Origin of the sequence: Aliiglaciecola sp. (assembly GCF_039982535.1) — a bacterium.
Classification (GTDB): Bacteria; Pseudomonadota; Gammaproteobacteria; order Enterobacterales; family Alteromonadaceae; genus Aliiglaciecola.
This window is the reverse complement of the sequence record NZ_JBDWYG010000007.1, coordinates 1-23,099: the sequence shown is the minus strand read 5'-3', so window position 1 is coordinate 23,099 and position 23,099 is coordinate 1. Positions and strand designations below refer to the sequence as shown.

General features: G+C 41.7%; 18 protein-coding genes and 1 pseudogene. 8 read left to right on the top strand and 11 right to left on the bottom strand.

What is annotated here, in order from left to right:
* Nucleotides 1-21: 21 nt before the first annotated feature.
* Nucleotides 22-1,230, top strand: coding sequence for a NupC/NupG family nucleoside CNT transporter (locus ABJV04_RS00155; RefSeq protein ID WP_348489081.1), 1,209 nt, complete (start codon nt 22-24; stop codon nt 1,228-1,230).
* A gap of 73 nt (nt 1,231-1,303) precedes the next feature.
* Complete coding sequence (locus ABJV04_RS00150) at nt 1,304-2,143, top strand: 2OG-Fe(II) oxygenase family protein (RefSeq protein ID WP_348489080.1); 840 nt, start codon at nt 1,304-1,306, stop codon at nt 2,141-2,143.
* An 84-nt stretch (nt 2,144-2,227) separates the two neighbouring features.
* Here ABJV04_RS00150 and ABJV04_RS00145 read toward each other — a convergent pair whose 3' ends face one another.
* Together ABJV04_RS00145 and ABJV04_RS00140 are read right to left on the bottom strand one after the other, a co-directional pair.
* Complete coding sequence (locus ABJV04_RS00145) at nt 2,228-3,178, bottom strand: M20/M25/M40 family metallo-hydrolase (protein ID WP_348489300.1); 951 nt, start codon at nt 3,176-3,178, stop codon at nt 2,228-2,230.
* Nucleotides 3,159-4,325 carry a tetratricopeptide repeat protein gene (locus tag ABJV04_RS00140; RefSeq protein ID WP_348489079.1) on the bottom strand — a complete coding sequence of 389 codons (1,167 nt, stop codon included), beginning with the start codon at nt 4,323-4,325 and terminating at the stop codon, nt 3,159-3,161. Before ABJV04_RS00140 ends, ABJV04_RS00145 begins: the two co-directional genes overlap by 20 nt.
* Nucleotides 4,326-4,643: 318 nt before the next feature.
* Between ABJV04_RS00140 and ABJV04_RS00135 the strand changes: the two genes are divergently transcribed.
* Nucleotides 4,644-5,624 (top strand): putative sulfate exporter family transporter, encoded by a 981-nt coding sequence (locus tag ABJV04_RS00135; RefSeq protein WP_348489078.1) that lies wholly within the window; start codon nt 4,644-4,646, stop codon nt 5,622-5,624.
* A gap of 180 nt (nt 5,625-5,804) precedes the next feature.
* Nucleotides 5,805-7,031 (top strand): threonine/serine exporter family protein, encoded by a 1,227-nt coding sequence (locus ABJV04_RS00130; RefSeq protein WP_348489077.1) that lies wholly within the window; start codon nt 5,805-5,807, stop codon nt 7,029-7,031.
* Nucleotides 7,032-7,265: 234 nt separating this feature from the next.
* Here the strand turns inward: ABJV04_RS00130 and ABJV04_RS00125 are convergent, their stop codons facing one another.
* From ABJV04_RS00125 to ABJV04_RS00110, 4 genes are all read right to left on the bottom strand, one after another.
* Complete coding sequence (locus ABJV04_RS00125) at nt 7,266-7,946, bottom strand: 3'-5' exonuclease (protein WP_348489076.1); 681 nt, start codon at nt 7,944-7,946, stop codon at nt 7,266-7,268.
* A gap of 72 nt (nt 7,947-8,018) precedes the next feature.
* Entirely contained in the window at nt 8,019-9,848 is a 1,830-nt protein-coding gene (locus ABJV04_RS00120; protein ID WP_348489075.1) for a putative nucleotidyltransferase substrate binding domain-containing protein, read from the bottom strand.
* A gap of 97 nt (nt 9,849-9,945) precedes the next feature.
* Nucleotides 9,946-11,652: a sodium:solute symporter family protein gene (locus ABJV04_RS00115; RefSeq protein ID WP_348489074.1), complete on the bottom strand. Its 1,707-nt coding sequence runs from the start codon at nt 11,650-11,652 to the stop codon at nt 9,946-9,948.
* 10 nt (nt 11,653-11,662) lie between these two features.
* The gene (locus ABJV04_RS00110; RefSeq protein WP_348489073.1) at nt 11,663-11,929 is read right to left on the bottom strand and encodes a DUF4212 domain-containing protein; all 267 of its coding nucleotides are present in this window, start codon (nt 11,927-11,929) and stop codon (nt 11,663-11,665) included.
* Between the two features lie 235 nt (nt 11,930-12,164).
* Between ABJV04_RS00110 and ABJV04_RS00105 the strand changes: the two genes are divergently transcribed.
* Nucleotides 12,165-15,587: a PAS domain-containing hybrid sensor histidine kinase/response regulator gene (locus tag ABJV04_RS00105; RefSeq protein ID WP_348489072.1), complete on the top strand. Its 3,423-nt coding sequence runs from the start codon at nt 12,165-12,167 to the stop codon at nt 15,585-15,587.
* On the opposite strand, the gene ABJV04_RS00100 is transcribed toward ABJV04_RS00105, so the two are convergent.
* The 3 genes from ABJV04_RS00100 to acs form a co-directional block, all read right to left on the bottom strand.
* Nucleotides 15,562-16,272 carry a heparan-alpha-glucosaminide N-acetyltransferase gene (locus ABJV04_RS00100; protein ID WP_348489071.1) on the bottom strand — a complete coding sequence of 237 codons (711 nt, stop codon included), beginning with the start codon at nt 16,270-16,272 and terminating at the stop codon, nt 15,562-15,564. The two genes, ABJV04_RS00105 and ABJV04_RS00100, sit on opposite strands and share 26 nt — an antisense overlap.
* Before the next feature lie 126 nt (nt 16,273-16,398).
* Nucleotides 16,399-17,058 carry a response regulator transcription factor gene (locus ABJV04_RS00095; protein WP_348489070.1) on the bottom strand — a complete coding sequence of 220 codons (660 nt, stop codon included), beginning with the start codon at nt 17,056-17,058 and terminating at the stop codon, nt 16,399-16,401.
* A 147-nt stretch (nt 17,059-17,205) separates the two neighbouring features.
* Nucleotides 17,206-19,146, bottom strand: a complete 1,941-nt coding sequence (gene acs / locus ABJV04_RS00090) for an acetate--CoA ligase (RefSeq protein WP_348489069.1) — start codon at nt 19,144-19,146, stop codon at nt 17,206-17,208.
* Nucleotides 19,147-19,388: 242 nt separating this feature from the next.
* On the opposite strand from acs, the gene ABJV04_RS00085 reads away from it, so the two are divergent.
* On the top strand, nt 19,389-20,552 hold the full coding sequence (locus ABJV04_RS00085) for a DcaP family trimeric outer membrane transporter (protein WP_348489068.1): 1,164 nt from the start codon (nt 19,389-19,391) through the stop codon (nt 20,550-20,552).
* Between the two features lie 99 nt (nt 20,553-20,651).
* Here ABJV04_RS00085 and ABJV04_RS00080 read toward each other — a convergent pair whose 3' ends face one another.
* Nucleotides 20,652-21,128, bottom strand: coding sequence for an acyl-CoA thioesterase (locus ABJV04_RS00080; protein ID WP_348489067.1), 477 nt, complete (start codon nt 21,126-21,128; stop codon nt 20,652-20,654).
* Nucleotides 21,129-21,383: 255 nt separating this feature from the next.
* Here ABJV04_RS00080 and ABJV04_RS00075 point away from each other — a divergent pair, with 255 nt between their 5' ends.
* On the top strand, nt 21,384-21,998 hold the full coding sequence (locus tag ABJV04_RS00075) for a DUF1456 family protein (protein ID WP_348489066.1): 615 nt from the start codon (nt 21,384-21,386) through the stop codon (nt 21,996-21,998).
* Complete coding sequence (def, locus tag ABJV04_RS00070; RefSeq protein ID WP_348489065.1) at nt 21,995-22,513, top strand: peptide deformylase; 519 nt, start codon at nt 21,995-21,997, stop codon at nt 22,511-22,513. The genes ABJV04_RS00075 and def overlap by 4 nt, the downstream gene beginning before the upstream one ends.
* A gap of 441 nt (nt 22,514-22,954) precedes the next feature.
* On the opposite strand, the pseudogene tuf reads toward def, so the two are convergent.
* Nucleotides 22,955-23,099: pseudogene (gene tuf, locus ABJV04_RS00065) on the bottom strand (elongation factor Tu); the annotation flags it as partial.

Below are 23,099 nucleotides of genomic sequence, written 5' to 3'. Positions count from 1 at the left end.
ATAATAATAAAAGGAAATCCCATGATCGGTTTACTTGGAATTGTGGTGCTAATCGCCATAGCCTATGGCTTGTCGGCCCACCGAAAAAGCATCAACTGGCGAACAGTTGGCGGTGCTTTTACTATACAAGCAGTAGTAGGGGCGTTAATTCTGTATGTCCCTGCTGGCAAAGATGCGTTGCTAAAAATGTCTGCCGGTGTGCAATGGGTATTAGATATGGGGCAAGCGGGGATTGACTTTATCTTTGGTCCCCTTGGCAATAAGTCATTAGGTTTTATTTTTGCCTTTAACGTTTTACCCGCTATTGTTTTCTTCTCATCACTGATTGCGGTTTTGTATTACATCGGTGTGATGCAGTGGATTATCCGCTTAATCGGTGGTTTTTTGCAGTTTTTCTTAAAAACAAGTCGACCAGAATCCATGTCTGCCGCGGCGAATATTTTTGTTGGTCAGACTGAAGCTCCTCTGGTTGTCAAACCTTTCATTCCACAGATGACCCGTTCCGAACTATTCGCCATCATGGTCGGCGGTTTAGCCTCCATTGCAGGTGCGGTAATGGTGGGTTATGCCCAATTAGGAGTGGATATTAAATTTTTGCTAGCCGCGAGTTTTATGGCTGCTCCTGGCGGTTTACTGATGGCTAAAATTATTATGCCAGAAACCGAAACCTACAAAAATGAATTAGACGAATTGCAGAATGACGACGATAGCTACGCTAACGTATTTGACGCCGCAGCAACAGGGGCTGCTTCAGGTTTACAGTTAGCCCTTAACGTTGGTGCGATGTTATTAGCTTTTATCGCACTAATTGCTATTTTAAACGGCTTAATTGGTGGCATTGGCGGATGGTTTGGTCAAGGTAATCTAAGCTTACAAGTGATATTAGGCTATTTATTCCAACCTTTGGCATGGGTATTAGGAGTGTCATGGGACGAGGCGAATTTGGCGGGAAGCTTTATTGGTCAGAAAATGGTGGTTAACGAATTTATCGCTTATTTAGATTTTGTTAAATATCAGGATGAATTGTCGATTAAATCACAAGCAATTATCACTTTTGCATTGTGCGGATTTGCCAACTTTTCTTCCATCGCGATTTTGATGGGCGGCATAGGTGCACTTGCGCCAACCCGTCGTAAAGAAATTGCTCGTTTAGGATTAAAAGCGGTTATCGCAGCGACGTTATCTAACTTAATGAGTGCCGCCCTGGCCGGCCTTTTCGTTGCACTTTAACCCATAAGAACGCCAGAAAAATATATAAAGTTTGCAGCAAATTAAGTAAGAGCTGCAATTCACAGGAAATATTATGAAATTAGAAGCAGTAGATTATACCAAGCCAGGAGCGGACAAATTATTTGTTGAATCCTTGCACAAAACTGGGTTTGGCGTTTTAAAGAACCACCCTATATCGCAATCTTCAGTGAGCTCTATTTACCAGAATTGGCAAGCTTGGTTTGATTCCGAAGATAAACAAAACTTTTTGTTCGACAAAGAAACCCAAGACGGTTTTTTCCCAACCAGTGTTTCTGAAACAGCAAAGGGTTTTAAGAAAAAAGACATCAAAGAGTATTTCCATTATTACCCTTGGGGGAAGTGCCCTGCCCAATTGAAGCAAGAGGCCGCAAACTACTACCAGGCTGCCATGAATTTAGCCGCAGAACTGCTCACTTGGGTTGAAAAGTACTCACCTGCAGATGTGGCAAAACTATACAGCCAGCCACTTAGTAATATGATAAAAGACAGTGAGCAAACCTTACTTAGAATTTTACATTATCCACCGCTGACAGGTGATGAAGAAGCCGATGCAATCCGCGCTGCTGCCCATGAAGATATTAATTTATTAACCATTTTACCCGCTGCCAATGAGCCTGGCTTGCAGGTTAAAGGCACAGGCGAAGAATGGATAGATGTACCAAGTGATTTTGGTAACTTAATCATCAATATCGGCGATATGCTGCAAGAAGCCTCTGGTGGCTATTTTCCATCAACTACTCACAGAGTGGTCAACCCAGCAGGTGCGGATATGACTAAATCACGTATTTCACTGCCGTTATTTTTGCACCCTCGCCCTGATGTGGTTTTATCCGAACGCCATACTGCTGATAGCTACTTGAAGGAGCGTTTACGGGAACTTGGTGTCGCTTAAAAGCGATAAACCTATCTTAGTTACGACTCACAAGACAAAAAGCACTTACTCTGTATAGACTAAGTGCTTTTTTTATACGCTGAATTATTCGGTTAATTTATCCATTAATTTTAAAATGTTAAAACTTGTCTCTACCGCAGCTTGGAAAAAATCAGGATCCACGGTTTCAACCGTATCTTTTTCAGTATGGTAATAAATGTGTTCACCCACACCAACAAATAGATAAGGAATATCCACTTTCCCAAAAGACGCGTGGTCACTGGCTTTGCGCCAATCCGGCCCAAACGCCATTGCTGATCCTCGACGATTTCTTCGGTGTTGATTAACTAAGCACAAACCTGCCTCATCCGTTGCTTGGGCAATCACTTCTTTAAACGGCAAATAGTATCTTGCTCCTGATACATACAAACGGCTTTTTCCTTGACTTTGAGAAATCATATCCAAATTCAGGTTATATTTAATCTGGCTCAGTTCAACCGGGGGATTTTCTACAAAAGCTCTAGAGCCATACAAGCCTTTTTCTTCGGCATCGGTAGCCAAAAAGATGATTGAATGCTCCGCGCCTTGTTGTGCAATTTTCTGCGCTATCGCCAACAAACCTGCAACTCCAGATGCGTTATCATCTGCACCATTGAAAATTTTGTTTCCACGCATGCCTAGGTGATCGTAATGAGCCGTTATGACAATAAATTGCTGAGGATAAGTTTTACCCATTAAATAGCCACCAATATTCACACCATCAACATGGGAGAAGGTGGTTTCATAGCGAAACGGTAAGCGATACTTTTGCTCTTGTGTAAATGACTTTAAGCCTATTTCTGAAAATCGTGAAATTAAGAACTCCTGAGCCAATAAAGAGCCAGAAGACTGGTTTTTACGACCTTGCATATTATCAGAGGCTAAGTAGCTAAAGTCTTCCCATAAACGTTCCCTATCAATATTGTTGTAAAGTTCAAATTGGTTGCAACCTGCATAACTAATTAGTGGCCATAGCAAGCTTAAGCTTGCGATTAATTTAATGTTTTTTACTATCATCACGACTGAGTAAATCCAACTTTCCTTGGTAACGTTCTTGATCCTGATAACTACGCGCGCGATCTTTAGCTTTCTTAAAATACAATTGACTGCGACGTACGTCCCCTAACTCATAATAAACTTTTGCTAAACCGAAATATATTTCATGTTTACTTCTATCCAATTTTAAAGCGTTTCGATAGTGTTGTAAGGCATCTTCAAATTCTTTATTTTCAAAAGATTGCTCGCCTTGAATGAAGTGATGAAAAGGGTTATCACTTCTAGCGTTTTCGATTCTACTGGTGATCGCTGCTGCTTCATCCCCTCGCCCAACGGTCTCATATAAAAACGCCAAATTTTCCCAACCGGTAAGGTTATCGTCATCTAATTGAAGGGCATACTTATAGGTGTTTTCAGCAGATTCATAATCACCTACCAAACGATAAAGAATACCTAAATTAATCCAAGTAGAAACAAAGTCTGGAGACAAAACGGCCGCTTTTTTAAAGTACGCATAAGCTTTACTGTAAGACGCAGAAAGTAACGCATCAGCCCCTTTATTGTTGTAAAACATAGATGTGACGGAGCGTTTAGTCACTATTCGTTTAGGAAAGTGTTTCTGCGGACTTTGAGGATCAAAATCAACTTGTAAGCCGGTATTAATTAAATGTATGACTCCCGGTTCACGAGGCATGATCATCAGATTGATGTGGCCATTAAGCAAGCTATAACCTGCACGTCGAGTCCAGTACTCAGGGATTTGAACATCTTGGAAACGAACCGAAAAGCCAGCTTCTTTAGCCAATGCATAGGTCATAATAGACATCGATAAACAATTAGCCGCTCGACGCTGGAAAGTTTCGCTGGCGACGGTGTTTGCACTGCCCATATACAGAAGATTAAACTCGGAACGGTCGAAAATAAGGCGTACTAGAGTTTCCATCCTATCAACGGGATCTTTGACGCTAGCAACTTGTTCAGTAATGAAATCTTTTGCTTCTTGATTTAACGAAAAAATTTCCTCTTCGCTTTCAATCTCAATTGATTGGTAATCTGGAAAAGTATCGTCATTTAATAGGTGGCGAGAATCAATTGTTACTTGATTGGTCGTGCTTTGACATCCCGCTAAACAAAATATCGTACTACATATCATTAAAAACAGTTTCATACACAACTCCTAAAACCTAACTTAACCATAGTACATAAGCGGATTTTAGCCACCTATTTCGTCGCTTTTTAGGGGCTATTGGTCTGCATAAAAATCGTTGATATTAACAAAGATTAAACTGCCAATGGTAAGTAAGCTCAATACATAAAACACCAGTGGATTCAGACTAAGAGTCTTAGCACACAATATGTTATGATTTGCTTCGTTAATCGAAATAATGGCAAGTTTAAGGCAGTCTAAATGACAGCGACATTATTGAAGGTCACATGATTAAAACCCGTTTATCTTGTTCACACTTAACCAACTTATATTCTGCCCATGTATAAAATTAAATCTCTGCTTCCCGGTATTATGCTCGCCACCATTGTTGGTTTAGCAGCGCTATTCCTAAGTGAACATTATGGCGCACCATCAATGCTCTTTGCGTTACTACTTGGTATTGCTTTATCTTTTTTATACGAAGAATCACAGTGTAAAGCTGGCATAGAATTCACCGCCACCCACATACTACGTATTGGTGTTGCCCTGTTGGGTTTCCGTATTGCTTTTGGCGACTTAGTAGCTTTAGGCTGGAAAACCGCATTACTGTTAGTTGTCGCCATAGCAACCACAATTTTGGTGGGCATTGTTTTGGCAAAATTATTAGGAATGCAAAAGCGCTTTGGCGTACTGACAGGCGGAGCAGTTGGTATTTGTGGCGCATCAGCAGCAATGGCAATTGCCGCTGTATTGCCAGAGAGTAAACACAAAGATCGTGACACATTATTGACCATCATTGGTGTAACCGCACTGTCTACTTTATCCATGATCCTCTACCCTATTTTTGCTGCTCAACTTAATTTAGATCAGGTACATACAGGGATTTTTCTAGGAGCGACTATTCATGATGTCGCTCAAGTAGTTGGTGCTGGTTACTCAGTGTCGGACGAAAGTGGTGACTTAGCCACGCTGACTAAGCTAGTTCGTGTCGCATTTTTGATGCCGGTAGTTATTTCAATTCTACTGGTTTTGAAATTAAAATTAAAACACGTGGGGACGAATAAAGCTCCAGGTATTCCGGGGTTTCTGATTATTTTTGTTGTGCTAATGGTGATAAACAGCGTGTTTTCTATTCCTCCTAGCCTAACAGAAGCAACATCCCATATTTCGCGCTTCGCTTTAGTAGTGTCGATTGCCGCTATTGGCATGAAATCTAATTTAAAACAGTTAGTTGAAGTCGGCACTAAACCCATATTGTTACTCTTATTGGAAACCCTTTGGATAGCCACTTTAATTTTACTCTGTTTACCTATTTTGTAAGTTTAGTGGGTTAAATATTCATTAGTTTTACTAATCCGAAGAGTACAATAAATGTTCATTGCGTAGAAACTTTGTAGGCTCTACAATCCGCTCATCAAATAGTAGTCAACTAGCAAACGCTAGTGGCAAATTGGTTTTAACTGAGACTTCATAGAATTCTAAACATTAAGTGGCAAAGCAGTGGACAAGTCGGAATTTATTCAGATACGCAGATTTATACTCAAATTAGGCAAAATGTTGCACAAATATGGCTCACCTTCATTTCGACTTGAAGCCTACCTGTGTGAAGTTGCTGCGTACCTAGGTGTAAATTCTTCGTTCATTTCCACACCCACCTCTTTATCGATTGTCTTGTGGAGCGACCGACACGAAGATGAATATAACCATGCCGCTCGGATTGAACCCGGTGAATTGGATATGAACTCGTTATCCCTGACAGATGAATTGGCGTATCAATTATTAAAGGGTGAAATCAGCCTTGCTGATGCCGATAAACGTTTGGATCAAATTGATGCGATGCAAAGTCCCTACAATAAAACCCTTACTGGTGTAGCTTTTGGCACCTCAACCAGTGCATTTGCCATGCTAATGGGCGCAGGTTGGCCTGAAATTTTCTGGTCTGGTGTTTTAGGAGTCATTGTTTATTTTTGGACACTCTGGTCACTACGCTCTAAGCGAGTCAACCTAATGCTGGAATCGGTGGCGTCCTTTACCGTTGGTTTTGCCGCCTGCACTATAAATTATTATTTTGAATCGGGACTGAATATTTGGCTGATTATTCTATCGTCGTTAATTATTTTAGTACCTGGTTTATCCTTAACCATTGGGCTTGCTGAGTTATCGTCACGTAATTTGGTATCAGGTACCGCAAGGGTCATGGACGCTATTATGCAATTGTTCAAATTGTATTTTGGCGCATTTATCGGTATTACCCTTGGCTACCAACTATTCGGTCAACAAGAGTTACAAGTCGCCGACACCCTGCCCTTCTGGGTTAACTGGATGGGTGTGCTGTTATTAAGTATTGGTCTTGTTGCCATATTTCGCACTCGTTTAAAACATGTTCCCTGGGCTGTTGTATCAACCTTTATCGCTTACGGCGCTTCAACATGGAGTTCAGCCTATTTGGAAAACGGCTTAGGTGCTTTTGTTGGCGCATTTGCGTTAGGGGTATTTTCAAACCTATTTTCAAGAGTCATGAATGCTCCTTCCACCATAGTCGCTATGCATGGTCTGATTGTGTTGGTACCAGGTTCAAAAACCTATATAGGGTTGAACTCATTTATCTCCGGACAGGATTTTATCAAGGCCGACCATATCGGTCAGGAAACATTTTTGATTCTGATGTCATTAGTGGCAGGATTAATTTTCGCCAACATAGTGATGCCCACCAAAAAAGCATTGTAGGCGGGTGCTTTAGCCTCGCAGATGGTAGATTATTCCATGGCCTGAAGGCCATGCTACAAGGTGCCTGTAGGCGGGTGCTTTAGCCCCGCGAGTGTTCGACCTCCCCTGTAGGCGGGTGCTTTAGCCCCGCAGATGGTTAAATATTCTATGGCCTGAAGGCCATACTACAAGATGCCTGTAGGCGGGTGCTTTAGCCCCGCAGATGGTCAAACATTCCATGGCCTAAAGGCCATGCTACAGAGTGGATGCGGTGCCTTTAAAGACTTTTAATGCACCGGTTCCGGTTAATGCTGATAACGGCTCTTTGCCCTTACTATCTAACTGGCTTAACTGGGCAAATAACAATTCCATGGTGGCCAACGCATCATCTAATGCGTTGTGGGCCGGTGCCAGCGGTAAATTATGACGCTGTCGACAAGAGGTGAGTGTTGCTGCATTTGGCGCTGGCACACTCTCTGATTTACGAATTTGGTAGAGAGCAATTTGCAATGTATCTAAAGTGACTATGTCCGGCAGTGGGATCCCTAGTTTTATAAACACTTTGTTTAACACTGACATATCTAAATTGGTATTGTGAAACACCCAAACGTGGGATTGAGCGTAGTGTTTGAGCTTTTCTAACGCGACTTTTACTGGCTCTCCTTGGGCAATATGCTCATCCAACAAACCGTGGATCACTGGACTTTGATTTAGGGATGCCTTGGTTGCAATAACCTTGTAATAACAGCTCTGCAAAGCAATGCTACTCTGCCTACCTTCCACCCAGCCCACAGATAAAATATTGGACTCTTTTGCGTCTAGCGAGGTTAGCTCGAGGTCAATGGCCAGAAATGGAATTTGCTGCCAAGGCATATGTCGAAAGTGTTCTGGAATAGTGAATTTTGGTAAGAACCAATTTTTCAGTGTTTGCCACATCGATTGCTAATCCTATTTTGTCGACAATTGTGCCTTGTGCACACGTTTCAGTAACCATTGGAAATAGAGCACTTAACCACCAGCAAACTTCATTGACACTCCTTGTTGGCTGCGCTTAATGGTTTTAAACGCGGCTTTCAATTGATGACGCTGTATGGAAGATAAATCACTGATGGAAACAAAATTATTGGTCACATTATTTTGTAACTGGTGACGCCAACGTAATCGATTTAAAAACAACCAAATGTCGCGTAAATCATTCCCGTCACTTTCGGTTAATTGGGAACCCTCTTTAAGGTTATCCAGTCGCCCTAAGGTTGATGGCATTTCTAAGCCTTTTGCCAACGCATAAATTCGCACTAGGTTATTAATAATGGCAATAGCATTGACCTTTAAGTCGATACAATCTTCCGGTTGATGGCCTTTTTGGAACACAAATTGTTGAAATACCGATAAGGGCACCGCCACTTCTGCAGCATGCCGAGCCAAAGCAGAGAGAAACAAAGGCTGTTTTAATAAGGGTTTTCGGGCCGCTTGAAGAGCCGCAAATAAGTCTTTATTGCCGGCAACAGCGCGCACATCCAAAAAGATATTAAAATGTAAAATAGCTTCTAAGGTAGGCTCATTCACCCACTTTTCGGATTCTTTCACGGCTTCTTCAACGCTGAGCCGTAACTCAGGGTTTGACGCCATAATATTGCCATCACATAACTTAATGCCACATTTGCCTAAGCCTTCACATACATACTGTGACATCTGCGCAAAATACTCATCTTCCTGTTGATTAGGCCGCCGCTCTAGTAGTAATGCATTATCTTGATCTGAACCCATGTTTTGATCTTCACGGGCTTGAGAACCATAAACAAGCCAACAAAACTCAATAGGAGGGTTGCCATTTTGCTGCTGAAAGAAAGTAAGTAGTTTGCGAGTCATAATATCTGTAGCTTGGGATAACACCTTCCCTGCTACGTCAAAATCCCCTAAACGTTTAGCGTGCTTGGCAAAATAATGGGGTAACTGCCAGCTCAGACGAGTGAGCTCATATAGGTTTTTGGCTTTTGCTAATTCATCGATTAAAAATAGAATATTGCCTCGCTGATGGCGAATCATATCGCTGGAAGTTAACATTCCCAACGGCGCATGGGTTATGCGATCAATCACCGGGAGGTGATGAATATTGTGTTCAGTCATCATGCAAAGCGCATCAAAAAGTGTTCTATTTTCGGTGATTTTAAAAGGGTTGACGGTCATTACGTCAGAGACAGGTAAGTGAACACCCACTTCTTTTGCAACTACTCTATTCCTGATATCTCTATCAGTTAAGATACCTACCAATTTGTCATCATCGGTAATTAACAATGAAGAAATACTGGCCTCGGACATTTGCTGAGTTGCATGCAATATCGACGCATCAGTGTCACTGCTGATGACCCTATCAGAGATGACTTCACGAATAGGTTTATATAACCACATGGACTTCGAATCGGCTACGGCATCATTGTATAGTTGATCTGAATGGTAAGTTTCAAAAAACTTTGCCACTGCTGGATTTTCATTACATAAAATATCGAATTGCGCAGCGGGTAAACAATACAACAAGCCTGCACTATCCACGGTAATATCAATTGCATGGTTTAATTTATTGAGTAAATTACCAACCCCAAAAAAATCTCCCTCACTCAGGTTTTGCTCTACTTCATTGGAATCTTTAACCGTAAATTGACCACTGCTAATTAGGAACAGATTATTATTCCTATCTGCTAATATCTGCGCAGCATTTTCGGCGGTTAAATAGGCAACAGTAATATGCTTTGCCAACGCCATTATTTTTTCACTTGGTAGTTGGTCAAAAGGAGCAGAAGCTTTTAAAAAATCCAGCGATTGTTGCGGAATGCTAGTCACTTTATTCTCCTACTATGGATCTAATTCGTGATTGAAATTCAAATAAAAAAGCCCGATTGAAATCGGGCTTTTGATTCTAAAGTATAACCCGTTTTACCTAGTGAGCAGAGGCTTCACCTGCTCCTTTCGGATAACGGATATCTTCAACAAGTTGCTGAATCTCTTCAGGCGAGTCACCAGTGAATTTCAACACTACTAACGCAACTGCGAAGTTAACCAACATACCTATAGTACCGATTCCTTCAGGCGAAATTTCAAATAACCAGTTTTCCGGAACATTTGCCGCAGGATTCACAAACTTAAAGTAAATAATGTAAGCAGTGGTAAATGTAATCCCCGCCAACATGCCTGCAATAGCGCCTTTGTCATTCATACGCTTCATGAATATTCCCATAATAATAGCAGGGAAGAAGGATGATGCCGCGAGTCCGAACGCGAAGGCGACCACCTGAGCCACGAATCCGGGTGGGTTGATCCCGAAGTACCCCGCAATACAAATGGCAACACCTGCCGCTAAACGCGCATAGAAGAGTTCTTTTCTATCTGTAATATTCGGCATCAAGTTTCGTTTTAATAAATCGTGGGAAACCGATGTCGATATTACCAACAGTAAGCCTGCAGACGTAGACAGTGCGGCAGCAACACCACCGGCAGCCACTAATGCAATCACCCAAGCTGGTAAGTTAGCAATTTCAGGATTCGCCATTACCATGATGTCACGGTCTACGTCCATTTCATTGCGCTCATCGCCAGAGTAAAACATTTTACCGTCGTTGTTTTTATCGTCCCACTTAATTAGCCCTGTTTTCTCCCAATTAGTGATCCAACTTGGAGCTTCACTATAATTGGTTCCCATTTGGTCAGTACCATTAATGGTTTCAATCATATTAACGCGACCAAAAGATGCTAAAGAAGGTGCTGTAGTATATAAAATTGCGATAAATGCTAACGCCCAACCTGCGCTGTAACGAGCATCACGCACTTTAGGAACGGTAAAGAAACGAACGATTACGTGTGGTAAACCAGCAGTACCTACCATCAAGGCAGCTGTTATACAGAACACATCTATCATGCTCTTAGTACCCGAGGTATATTCGTTGAATCCCAACTCGATTGAGAGGCCGTCGAGTTTGTCTAGCATATACACCCCCGAACCATCAGCGAGCGTCGCACCAAACCCGGTTTGCGGTAAAAAATGACCTGTAACTATCATTGATATAAAAATGGTAGGCACTAAGTAAGCAAAAATAAGTACACAGTACTGTGCTACTTGGGTGTAAGTGATCCCTTTCATACCACCTAAAACAGTGTAGAAGAACACAATTGCCATCCCGATAACCACACCGGAAACAATATCTACTTCAAGGAAACGACTGAATACCACACCAACACCACGCATTTGGCCTGCTACGTATGTAAAGCAGACAAAAATGGCGCAGATTACAGCTACGGTTCTAGCAGTTTGAGAGTAATAACGATCACCGATAAAATCTGGCACCGTAAACTTACCGAACTTACGCAGATAAGGGGCTAAGCAGAGGGCAAGTAACACGTAACCACCAGTCCATCCTAGCAAATAAACGGCTCCGTCATATCCCATAAAGGAAATCAAACCCGCCATAGAAATAAACGAAGCAGCCGACATCCAATCCGCGGCAGTCGCCATTCCGTTAGCGATAGGGTGTACACCGCCTCCGGCAACGTAAAACTCATTTGTTGAGCCCGCTCTGGCCCAAACTGCAATGCCGATATATAGTAAAAATGAGGCACCAACTATGATAAAAGTTAAAATTTGTACGTCCATCTGAGTTCTCCTACTCTTCGTCTACGCCATAGCGTTTATCTAAAACATTCATTTGACGAACGTAGACAAAAATCAACGCCACAAATACGTAAATTGCACCTTGCTGTGCGAACCAGAAACCAAGTTTGAAGCCGAAAAATTTCACTTCATTAAGTACATCAACTAGCAGAATGCCGAATCCAAACGATACAACAAACCATACAATCAGCAGTTTTAGCATTAACGAGAGGTTATCTCGCCAATAGGCTTTTTTATCTTCTTCTGTTTTAAACGCCATGCTCATTTCCTCATGCTTTTAGTCTGGCAATAAACCTTGGAGTGGCACATACGCAAAAACTGATGCCGACCAAAGCTTGTCAATAATTAAATCGGAATGAATGCCATTCCGAACGTTTTCTAATCTATCCATGTATCTGTAGCAGTGAAATGAGACTATGGTCGTAGTACAACAATTAATTTTCTGAAAGTGTGCTAAATTACTAATATCGATAGTGTTTTAGGTACAGAATTAAATGACATTGGGTTGGGTTTTATTAGCCTTAATTTATCTAACAGGGTTATTTTGGGTGGCAAGATGGGGAGATAGAAACACGCCTTTGGCTCGTGCTATCACCTCTCATCCTATTGTTTATTCACTCGCTTTGGCAATTTATTGTTCAGCTTGGACATTCTTTGGCATGGTAGGTGAAGCGTCTCGAAATCAGTGGCAGTATATTGCGATTTTACTAGGCCCAATACTGGTTTACCTGTTTGGTTATCGATTTATTTATAAGTTGATATTAGTCAGTAAACGGCAAAATATTACGACCATTGCAGACTTCATCGCGTCTCGATACGGAAAGCGACAAACCGTCGCCTTGTTAGTCACTTTTATCGCTTTGTTAGCAACCATCCCCTATATGGCCCTGCAGTTAAAAGCGATTGGTTCTGCTTTTCAATTGATCACCGAGCAACAACACAGTGAAGTTATTGTATTAATAGCCTCCGTGTTTATTGCGTTTTTTGCCATTTATTTTGGAACCCAGCACTCAGATGTAACCGAGTACCGACGGGGCTTGATGTTAGCCATTGCATTTGAGTCGAGTATTAAGCTTATAGCATTAATCGTTATCGCCTCCCTAGCTTATTTTTGGGCGGTTGTGGAAAACCCCGAAGAATTTAGTAACGCATTATCGAAATTTAACTCTACTGCCCAATTCAGTACATTGTCATTTTTTGCCCAAACACTAATGTCTGCAGCAGCTATTATCTGTTTACCACGACAATTTCACGTGGCCGTGGTCGATAATTTAAAGCTGTCTCACCTTAAAACGGCACGTTTTATGTTCCCACTTTATTTAGCCGTAACTGCCGCTGTTATTCCAGTTATTGCTGCTGCCGGACAAACTCTAATTGGAGCTCAAGAACCGGATACTTACGTATTGAGTTTAGCGATCTTATCCGACTCCCTATTTGTTAAAATCTTAGTTTTTGTAGGTGGCCTATCTGCGGCAATGGCAATGATTATTATCGCCACTTTAACCCTAAGTACCATGGTAACTAATGACGTGATTTTGCCGAAAATGCTGTCTCGTCAAAACCATAACGCCCCTCAGTTTAATTATGCAAAAACCATTTTATTAGTCAGACGGTTAGTTATTGCTTCACTCATCGCCCTAGCCTATTTTTATCATCAACAAATGACCGGTAGTCGCTCATTGCTCTCTATTGGTTTAGTGGCATTTTCGTTAGTTATCCAACTATTGCCTGCGATTTTGGGCGGTCTGTATTGGAAAAAAGGGCATGCCCACGGCGTTTATGCAGGTTTACTTGCAGGGTTCATAACTTGGGTAATGTGGCTGATGTTTCCCATGTTAAATGAAGTTAACACCACTCAATTACAATCAGAAGTGATTAGTGTGGCGGCAATGGTTAGTTTAATCGCCAATACCAGTTGTTACTTACTGTTTTCCCACTTTGCTCAAGATAGATTAGTTGACCGTATACAGTCTCAAGCTTTTGTTTCGCCGCGAGAAGAGAATATCGAAGAAACTAAAAAGCAGCGCAAAACCGCCACCATTGGCGATCTTTCCACTCTATTATCAACTTTTCTAGGAGAGTCCAGAGTGGAAATTTTAATGGAGGATTTTGAAAATCGCTCCAAAATAAAACTGCAAGACCACCAATCTCCTGATCACGAATTTCTGCAATATTGTGAACGGGCATTAGGGGGAGCATTGGGTGCTTCAAGTGCCAAAGCTCTGATTGACAGTGCGCTAGGTGGTAAAAAATTAGATTTTGAAGAAGTGGTCAACTTTTTTGATGACACCACACAAGCAATTCAATTCAACACTACCGCGTTATTCACCTCCATTGAAAGCTTAGATCAAGGGATCAGTGTAATAGACAAAAACCTTAACATGGTTGCATGGAATAGGCGCTATCTTGAGTTATTCAACTACCCTGCTGATTTAGTCAATGTTGGTACTCCCATAGAAGATCTCGTTCGTTATAACGCACAACGAGGTGAATGTGGTGTAGGTGAGATTGAGTCACTGGTTCAAAAGCGAGTGGCCCATTTAAAAGCAGGCCACCCGCACAAATTTATTCGCCAACGCAGTGACGGCAGAATGATAGAAATGGTTGGAAACCCTCTGCCTGGTGGTGGTTTTGTTACTAGTTTCAATGACATTACTGCCCATATAGAAATTCAAAAAGCCCTAGAAGAGTCAAAAATAAACCTAGAGCGTCGAATTGAAAAAAGAGGCGAAGAAGTCCAAGCCATTAACGCCGAACTGCGCAGTGAAATAGAGCGCAGAGCGCAATTAGAAGAAGATCTTGTCCAAGCGCGAAAAGCAGCGGAAGACGCCAATGCCAGTAAAACACGGTTCCTTGCGTTGGCCAGTCATGACGTATTGCAACCTTTGAATGCGGCTAAGTTATATTTGTCGGCGTTAGGTGAAATCGATGTCGATCATGAAGCCAAAGAAATTCTCAACAAACTAAGCGATAGCGTGAACTCTAGTGAAACTCTTATTGCCACCTTGTTAGATATTGCTCGTCTAGACCAAGGTGAAATGAAGTTAACTATGGAAGATGTGTTACTGCCCAAACTGTTAAGCTCGTTAATCGACGAGTTTGCCATGAAAGCTGAACAAAAAGGGTTGCAATTGCGCACGCAAATTCCGGCCTATTGGGTCAATACTGATAAAACTCACCTGTACCGTATTGTACAAAACTTGCTGTCAAATGCAGTGAAATACACTAAAAAAGGCAAGATATTACTGAGCGCCAGAAAACGGCAAGGACGTGTACTTATTCAGGTTTGGGATACCGGAATTGGTATTTCGGCAGCAGAACAAAATAGAATTTTTAACGACTTTTACCGAGTCGATGGCAGCCCTCAGCACGGTGTTGGTTTAGGCTTGGGTGTTGTCACTCGCATGTCGAGTAAACTCGACATCAATGTTAGCGTTCGCTCTACACCAGACAAAGGAAGTTGTTTTAGCTTTGATATTCCATTGGGACAAGCTCTTTCACAACAACCGGAAAACAAACCCACAAACAATACGGGTTTAAAAGACATGCAGGTACTTTGTATCGATGATAAAGATGAAAACCTAGATGCAATGCAAACCGTATTGAATAAATGGAACGTGAATGTCATTACAGCCTTGGATCTTGCCCAAGCTAAACAGAAATTAAAGTCACGGGTACCCGATGTAATTTTGGTGGATTACCACTTATCCAACAACGTAAATGGAATCGACGTGATTTCAGCTTTACGCAGCCAATATGGTGAAAATTTACATGCGGTTTTAGTCACTGCCAATCAACAAACTGAGATTGTCGACTTATGTAAAAAGCTAAATATTAGCTACTTGAGCAAGCCCGTTAAGCCAGCCAAATTAAGGGCTTTGCTGAATAGCTTTAGGCTTGCCAGATCACCCCAATAAGGCCAAATAGCGCAAATAAAATGGGTTGATGAATAAGGTAGATAATTAAACTGTGTTTACTTGCAAATAAGACCGTTTTACTGCGCGCAAACCTGTGCGCAGGGTCTTGTAAAAACCAACCTTGGTAGGCTAACCAAATGCCGATCAGAACCACGCCAGTCCATGGAAACAACCCCACATAATCATTGGTGTATCCAGGCAACAAGTGGCGAATAGGCTGAAATGGCCAGATACTGCTCACCCAGTTCAAATTAAATGCGAGAATAATAACGAGACCAAGACCCAAGGCGAGGTTAGGAAATCGAGAAAATGGCACAGCGATTAAGCTGGCTATAGCGATAAAATGTAAAACCCCAAAGAAAATCCAATTGTTTGGAGCCATGATTAACGATGAAATAGTCACAGCCCCAGAGGCCAATAACAACTGGATAAATCGCTTAATAAAATGTTTTTGTTTAAATCCTGAAGCGTGGACGGCTGCTAATGAGAAGCCCACACATAAGAAAAACAACGTCAAAATTACATAACGAAATTCACGCCAACCGGCACCATCAGGGATGGTCGATGGCACCCAACCAAAAAATTTTAGATCATAAATAAAATGAAAAATAACCATTAAGACAATGGCTAGAAAACGCATTAAATCAACGGTATAAATGCGTTTAGAAGCAGATTTAGGAGACATTGAAACACTCTAAAACAGTAAGTCTGGCCATTGTAATAGGATTTAAGTTAATTTTCGCGGTTATTCAATTGACACAAAAAATTGAAGACCATAATAACCGCATCCTAAGGAACAAAAGCTAAGCCATTATTTTTGACATAGCTCGGGAGATGGCGGTGTCAATTCTAGTTGCGAGGCTATTAATACGGCTTGGGTACGGTTGTTAATACCAAGCTTCTTAAATAATGCTGTTACATGCGCCTTAACCGTCGCTTCTGCAATATCCAGTTCAAAGCCGATTTGTTTATTTAACAAACCATCTCGCATAAAACATAACACTTTGTATTGGGCATTAGTCAAACTAGACACTTTATCCGCTAAAGCAGCAAACTCGCTGTCCATTTCATCTATTTCATTGACTAGTGATTTAGGTACCCAAGTATCACCATCGAGAATGGTTTCAACAGCATTGGCAATATCTTCAGAGCCCGTAGTTTTGGGAATAAAGCCCATTGCCCCAGTGTTAATGACTTTGGATACAATGTTTTTATCCTCTAAACCAGATACCACAGCTACGGGTAATTCAGGGTAAAGTTTACGAATATGGATCAAACCAAATAAGTCGTTACTGCCAGGCATATGTAAGTCTAACAACAGTAAGTCGACGTCGTTATTTTGAATAGTATCGAGGGTTTGCGTTAAGTCACTAGCTTCTAAAATCGTTAATTGATGTTCAGATAAATTTAGCGCGAAGCGCAAAGCATCTCGATAGAGAGGGTGATCGTCTGCAATTAGCAATGTGAACATAGTGTTATCAGCGTGTCTATAAAGTGATCTAATTGAATCAGGACAATACCCTTAAATCAACCAAAAATCTCTAACTAAACGAAGAAAGGGGCAAATATTGCCCCTTTCTTGTTCGATAACGACTAATTAGTGCTAAATACTTCTTATTTAGCGGTTTAACCTTAGTTCGATTAGGCTATCAACCACACTAGGATCAGCTAATGTTGAAGTATCACCTAATTGTTCATATTCATTGGCTGCAATTTTACGCAATATTCTGCGCATAATTTTACCTGAACGTGTCTTAGGTAAGCCATTTGTCCACTGAATCAAATCGGGAACTGCGATGGGACTCAACTCTGTACGTACCCACTTACGGATCTCAGCAGTCAATTCATCAGTCACTTCCACACCAGAGACAGGCGTTACATAAACATATATAGCTTGGCCTTTAATATCATGGGGGTAACCCACTACAGCGGCTTCAGCAATAGCATCGTGAGATACCAATGCACTTTCAATTTCGGCAGTACCAAGGCGGTGGCCTGATACATTCAATACGTCATCTACACGGCCAGTAATCCAATAGTAGCCATCTTCATCACGACGACAACCATCACCAGTAAAGTAGGTGTTTTCGTAGGTGCTAAAATAAGTTTGCACGAAGCGAGCATGATCGCCATATACCGTTCTTGCTTGAGCCGGCCAGCTATCTTTAATAATTAAATTACCTTCGGTTGCGCCACTTAACTCATTGCCTTCGCCATCAACCAAAGCAGGTTGAACACCAAAGAACGGAATCGATGCTGCACCCGGTTTCAGAGCTGTAACACTAGGTAACGGCGTCATCATGATGCCACCGGTTTCAGTTTGCCACCAAGTATCAACAATTTGGCAGCGACTGCGACCAATTGTTTGGTAATACCAGGTCCACGCCTCAGGGTTAATGGGCTCACCCACTGAACCTAACAAACGCAGGGAATCACCAGTAGTGCCCTCTGCGGCAAATTGTCCCTGGGCCATAAGCGCACGAATAGCGGTTGGTGCGGTATAAAGAATATTAACATCATGTTTATCGACTATCTGGCAGATACGACGAACATCTGGGTAGGTTGGAACACCTTCGAAAATTAATGTTGTTGCACCATTAGCAAGTGGTCCGTAAACGATGTAAGTATGACCGGTGATCCAGCCTACATCGGCAGCACACCAATAAATTTCGCCATCTTGGTAATCGAAAACATATTTGTGAGTCATTGATGCATAGACTAAATAGCCACCTGTAGTGTGCACTACGCCTTTCGGTGTGCCAGTTGAGCCTGAGGTATACAAAATGAATAAAGGATCCTCTGCATTCATTGCAGCGGGCTCACAAGTAGGTTCACACTTAGCGGTTAACTCGTGCCACCAAATATCTTTATCACCTACTGCAACCTCGTTACCGGTATTTTTGAACACGATAACGTTCTCAATACTTGGGCAGCGATCATTTTTAAGGGCGTCATCTACATTGACTTTAAGTGGCACACAATTACCACCTCGTCGGCCTTCATCAGCAGTAATTATCAACTTAGCATCAGAATCATTAATTCTATCTGCGATGGCATTGGGAGAAAAACCACCAAAAATAATTGAGTGGATAGCACCGATACGCGTACAAGCCAACATCGCTACGGCCGCTTCTGGTACCATTGGCATATAAAGGGCTACACGATCGCCTTTTTGGATGCCAAGCTTTTTCATACCATTCGCTAGGCGACAAACTTGGTCATGCAACTCTTGATAGGTTACTTTACTGTCGGTATCTGGAGAGTCGCCTTCCCAGACGATAGCCACATCATTGGCCTTCTCCGGCAAATGCCTATCGATACAGTTATAGCTTACGTTGAGCTCACCATCTTCGAACCACTTAATACTGACATCATCTTTGGCAAAAGAAGTATTTTTAATTTTAGTTGGGAATGTAAACCAATCTAAGTTTGCCGCTTGCTCTTTCCAGAACTCATCTGGGGATTCGATTGATTGCTGATACATCTTGGCATGCAATTCAGGGGTTAAATGGGAATTTAGCTTGGCGGTCTCTGGGACCGGATATAATGAATCTGTCATAGGGTTCTCCAACACAATTTTTTGCAACTGGTCATACTGTAACCTTAATATTTTAGAGTGGAATGCGACTTTGGTCTTACCGAAGCTGACTTTGGTCTTACTTAATACAAAGCAGCCTCTTTATTTTTCTAAAACTCAGTTTCTAGACTATACGACTATAGTCTGATAGACCATCCGCTTATATGTAAAAAGTGTATCTTAGTGCAAAGTTTACTGAGCATTAAACTGCACTAGGAAAAGTCATGAAAACTAAAATTACAGCAGCAATTACGCTAGCACTTGGCACTTTGTATGGTACTGCAACCAATGCCAACCTCTTAGATAAAACCAACGTTAAATTTAGTGGCTACCTCAAAGCCGATGCCATGTTCAGTAGTTATAGTGATGGAACAATAGCTTCGGGGAGTATTGGTAGAGATTTCTATCTACCAAGTCTAACTCCAGTAGGCGGCGTAGAAGAATCAACTCAATTCGATGCCCATGTTAAGCAATCACGGTTTAGATTTACCACAAGTACAGACCTTGATAGTGGCGATAAAGTTGTCGGCGTTCTGGAATTCGATTTCCAAGCAACACCAGATGGAAATGAACGTGTCAGTAACTCTTATGAACCAAGAATTCGACACGGGTTTATCAAATATAATGATTGGTTAATCGGCCAAACTTGGACTACTTTTTTAGATGTTAAAGCCCTCCCTGAAACCTTAGATTTCATCGGTTCTACTGATGGCACCATATTCATCCGACAAGTCATGGTGAAATATTCCACGGGCAACTTTGAAGTTTCATTAGAAAATCCAGAAACCACAGTTTCCCCTTTTGGTGGCGGAACCCGGATTGTTACCGATGATAATCCCGTACCCGATTTAGCAGCAAGATATACCTTTAAAGGAGATTGGGGGCACTTTGCGGTAGCGGGTCTACTGCGTCAATTATCCTATGTGGACAAACAGGGTGGCAACGATATTGATACCTCAACCACCAGTGCGGGTATTAGTTTGACGGCTAAATTTAATTTAGGTCAGGACGATATTCGAATTGCAGCTAATTATGGACAAGGTTTAGGACGTTATATTGCTCTGAATGCAGTCAATGGTGCAGTTTTGAATGCCGATAACGAACTAGAAGCCATTGACTCAATGGGCTTTAGTATTGCCTACAGACATATTTGGGATACTCAATGGAGAAGTAACTTTACCTACTCCATGTTTAGCGCTGACAATGATACAGCTTTGACTGGTTTATCTACTACAAAAGAAACCTACAGCGCTCGCGCCAACATTTTGTATTCTCCAAGTAAGGAGCTTACTTTTGGTGCTGAGTACGCTTACGCAAAACGTGAGCTTGAAACCGGTGCTGATGGTGATATGAGTCGACTGCAATTCTCGGCGAAATATGCTTTCTAAGGTAAGTTAACTCCCATTTATTTAGGCAGCAACTCGAGTTATGTGCTGCCAACCGCTACCTATTTACAATAGTGGCCTGCAAGGCCACTATTTTCTTTACTACCAACCAACCATTTGTTGATAATGTTTATCCAATTTTTTGGCAAAATCTTTACCACTAATAGCCACTTTTTCTAACATTTCTTCTTCTTTACTTTGCGGCGAAAAATGCGGCACTTCAACGGGTGTACCGTTTTCATCTATGGCCATAAAAGTAATAAAACACCGGTTAGTATCGACGATTTCATCTTGCTTGGGGTCTGATGCTCTTACTACCACATAAATATGCATACTCGTTCTACCAGTATGGACGATGCGGGCAGTAATTGTCACCATTTGCCCGACTAAAATAGGCTGAATAAAACGAATGGCATTGGCGGAGACGGTGACACAATAATGTTTACTCCATTGCGCCGCACAAGCATAGGATGCCTGATCGATCCATTTCATGACCATTCCGCCATGCACTTTCCCACCAAAATTAACATCTGTCGGCTCAGCTAAAAATCGAAACTCTGTCTGGCTAGTTTTATTCATAATCAAAGCCTTATTTTTCAGTTAGTTAATTTACTATACTTGAGCTGACAAAAAATGCGCAACTTAATTTTATTTCTCTAAGAGAATTAACCAATAGGCTTTTTAAGAGCCTATTGAAAAACTCAAAAATGATTCTATTCTGTTTTTTGTTGGATTAAAGCTAGCATCCCAATAGCAAGCAAATTACTCCCCATAGGATATTTATTTATCGGTTTAAGGTAGAATAACCGCAATTAACAGAAATTGGCCCTTTTTATGAACCACAACGATATTTTACGCCGCCTACGCTTTGCCCTCAGTCTTGATGACATTGCTACTATCGCTATTTTCAAGTTAGCAAACTATGAAATGGAGAAAGACTATTTATCGATGCTCATGAAAAAAGAGGAAGAGCCTGGATTTATGCTCTGTCGAGATAAAATACTCAGTCTTTTCTTGGATGGTCTAATTATTCAAAAACGTGGTAAGCAAGAGGGTGTTGAACCCGTTGTATTAAAAGGTAGTGAGCGCCTATCTAATAACGACATCCTGCGTAAGATCCGTATTGCCATGAGTTATCGTGACGAAGACATGTTAACAATATTAAAACTGGCTAACTTTCGCTTGAGTAAAGGTGAACTTAGCGCGATGTTTAGAAAGCCTGATCATCGGAATTACAAAGAAAGTGGCGATCAAGTGGTCCGCTATTTATTGAAAGGGATGACGATTAAATATCGCCCAGATGCAGCAAAAACGTCAACAACCCCCGTTGTTAAGAAGAGTAAATATCAAAAAACAAATAAACCTCGTCAAGGTGCAAACCCAACGAACAAAGGGAAAATAACACCTGAAGAAAACAATTCAGTTTGGGGTAAGGTTGACCCTAAATGAAGATTGCCCAAGTTGGTGAAACAATCCTAAAAACGCCCGCGGTGGCAGTGCCCACTGCAGATTTATTAACTGACGAACTGACCCAGTTCCTTTTAGCATTGAAACAAACCATGTTAGATGCCAATGGTATTGGCATTGCCGCGCCGCAAGTATTTGATCCTCGCGCAATAATGATTATTGCTTCGCGCCCAAATGCCCGTTATCCAGATGCTCCACATATGGATCCGTTAACTCTGATAAATCCCAAAGTGATTGCCAGTAGTGAAACCCAGGATAAAGATTGGGAAGGATGTCTTTCGGTCCCTGGATTAAGGGGTAAGGTGAAACGCTTTACATGGATAGAAATTGAATATCTTGCTGAAAATGGCGATACCGTAAAACGATTATTCGAAGGTTTTGTGGCACGCATATTTCAACATGAATATGACCATCTTATTGGCAAAACCTGGCTCGATCATATTGAATCAGCTGAAGATGTAATGGCCAACGAAGTGTGGCAGAAAAAATACGCTTAATCTGTAGGCGGGTGTGTTAGCCCCGCAGTACGTTCAATCCTTTCCATGACCTGTAGGCGGGTGCTTTAGCCCCGCGATATGTTCAATAGTTTTCATGGCCTGAAGGCCATGCTACAGCCCCGCGATATGTCGAATCATTTCCATGGCCTGTAGGCGGGTGTTTTAACCCCGCGATATGTTCAATAGTTTCCATGACCTGTAGGCGGGTGTTTTAACCCCGCGATATGTCGAATCATTTCCATAACCTGTAGGCGGGCGTTTTAACCCCGCGATATGTCGAATCATTTTCATAACCTGTAGGCGGGCGTTTTAACCCCGCGGTAGGTTCAATAGTTTCCATGGCCTGAAGGCCATACTACAAATATTGTAAATACAAATTGCAGGCACAAAAAAAGCACTCCGAAGAGTGCTTTTTAAATGCTTTTGTATCTTATCTCGCTATTAAGCGATGATTTTAGCTACAACACCAGCACCAACAGTACGGCCACCTTCACGGATTGCGAAGCGTAAACCTTCGTCCATCGCGATTGGGTTAATTAGCTCAACTTTGAATTTCAAGTTGTCGCCTGGCATTACCATTTCTACA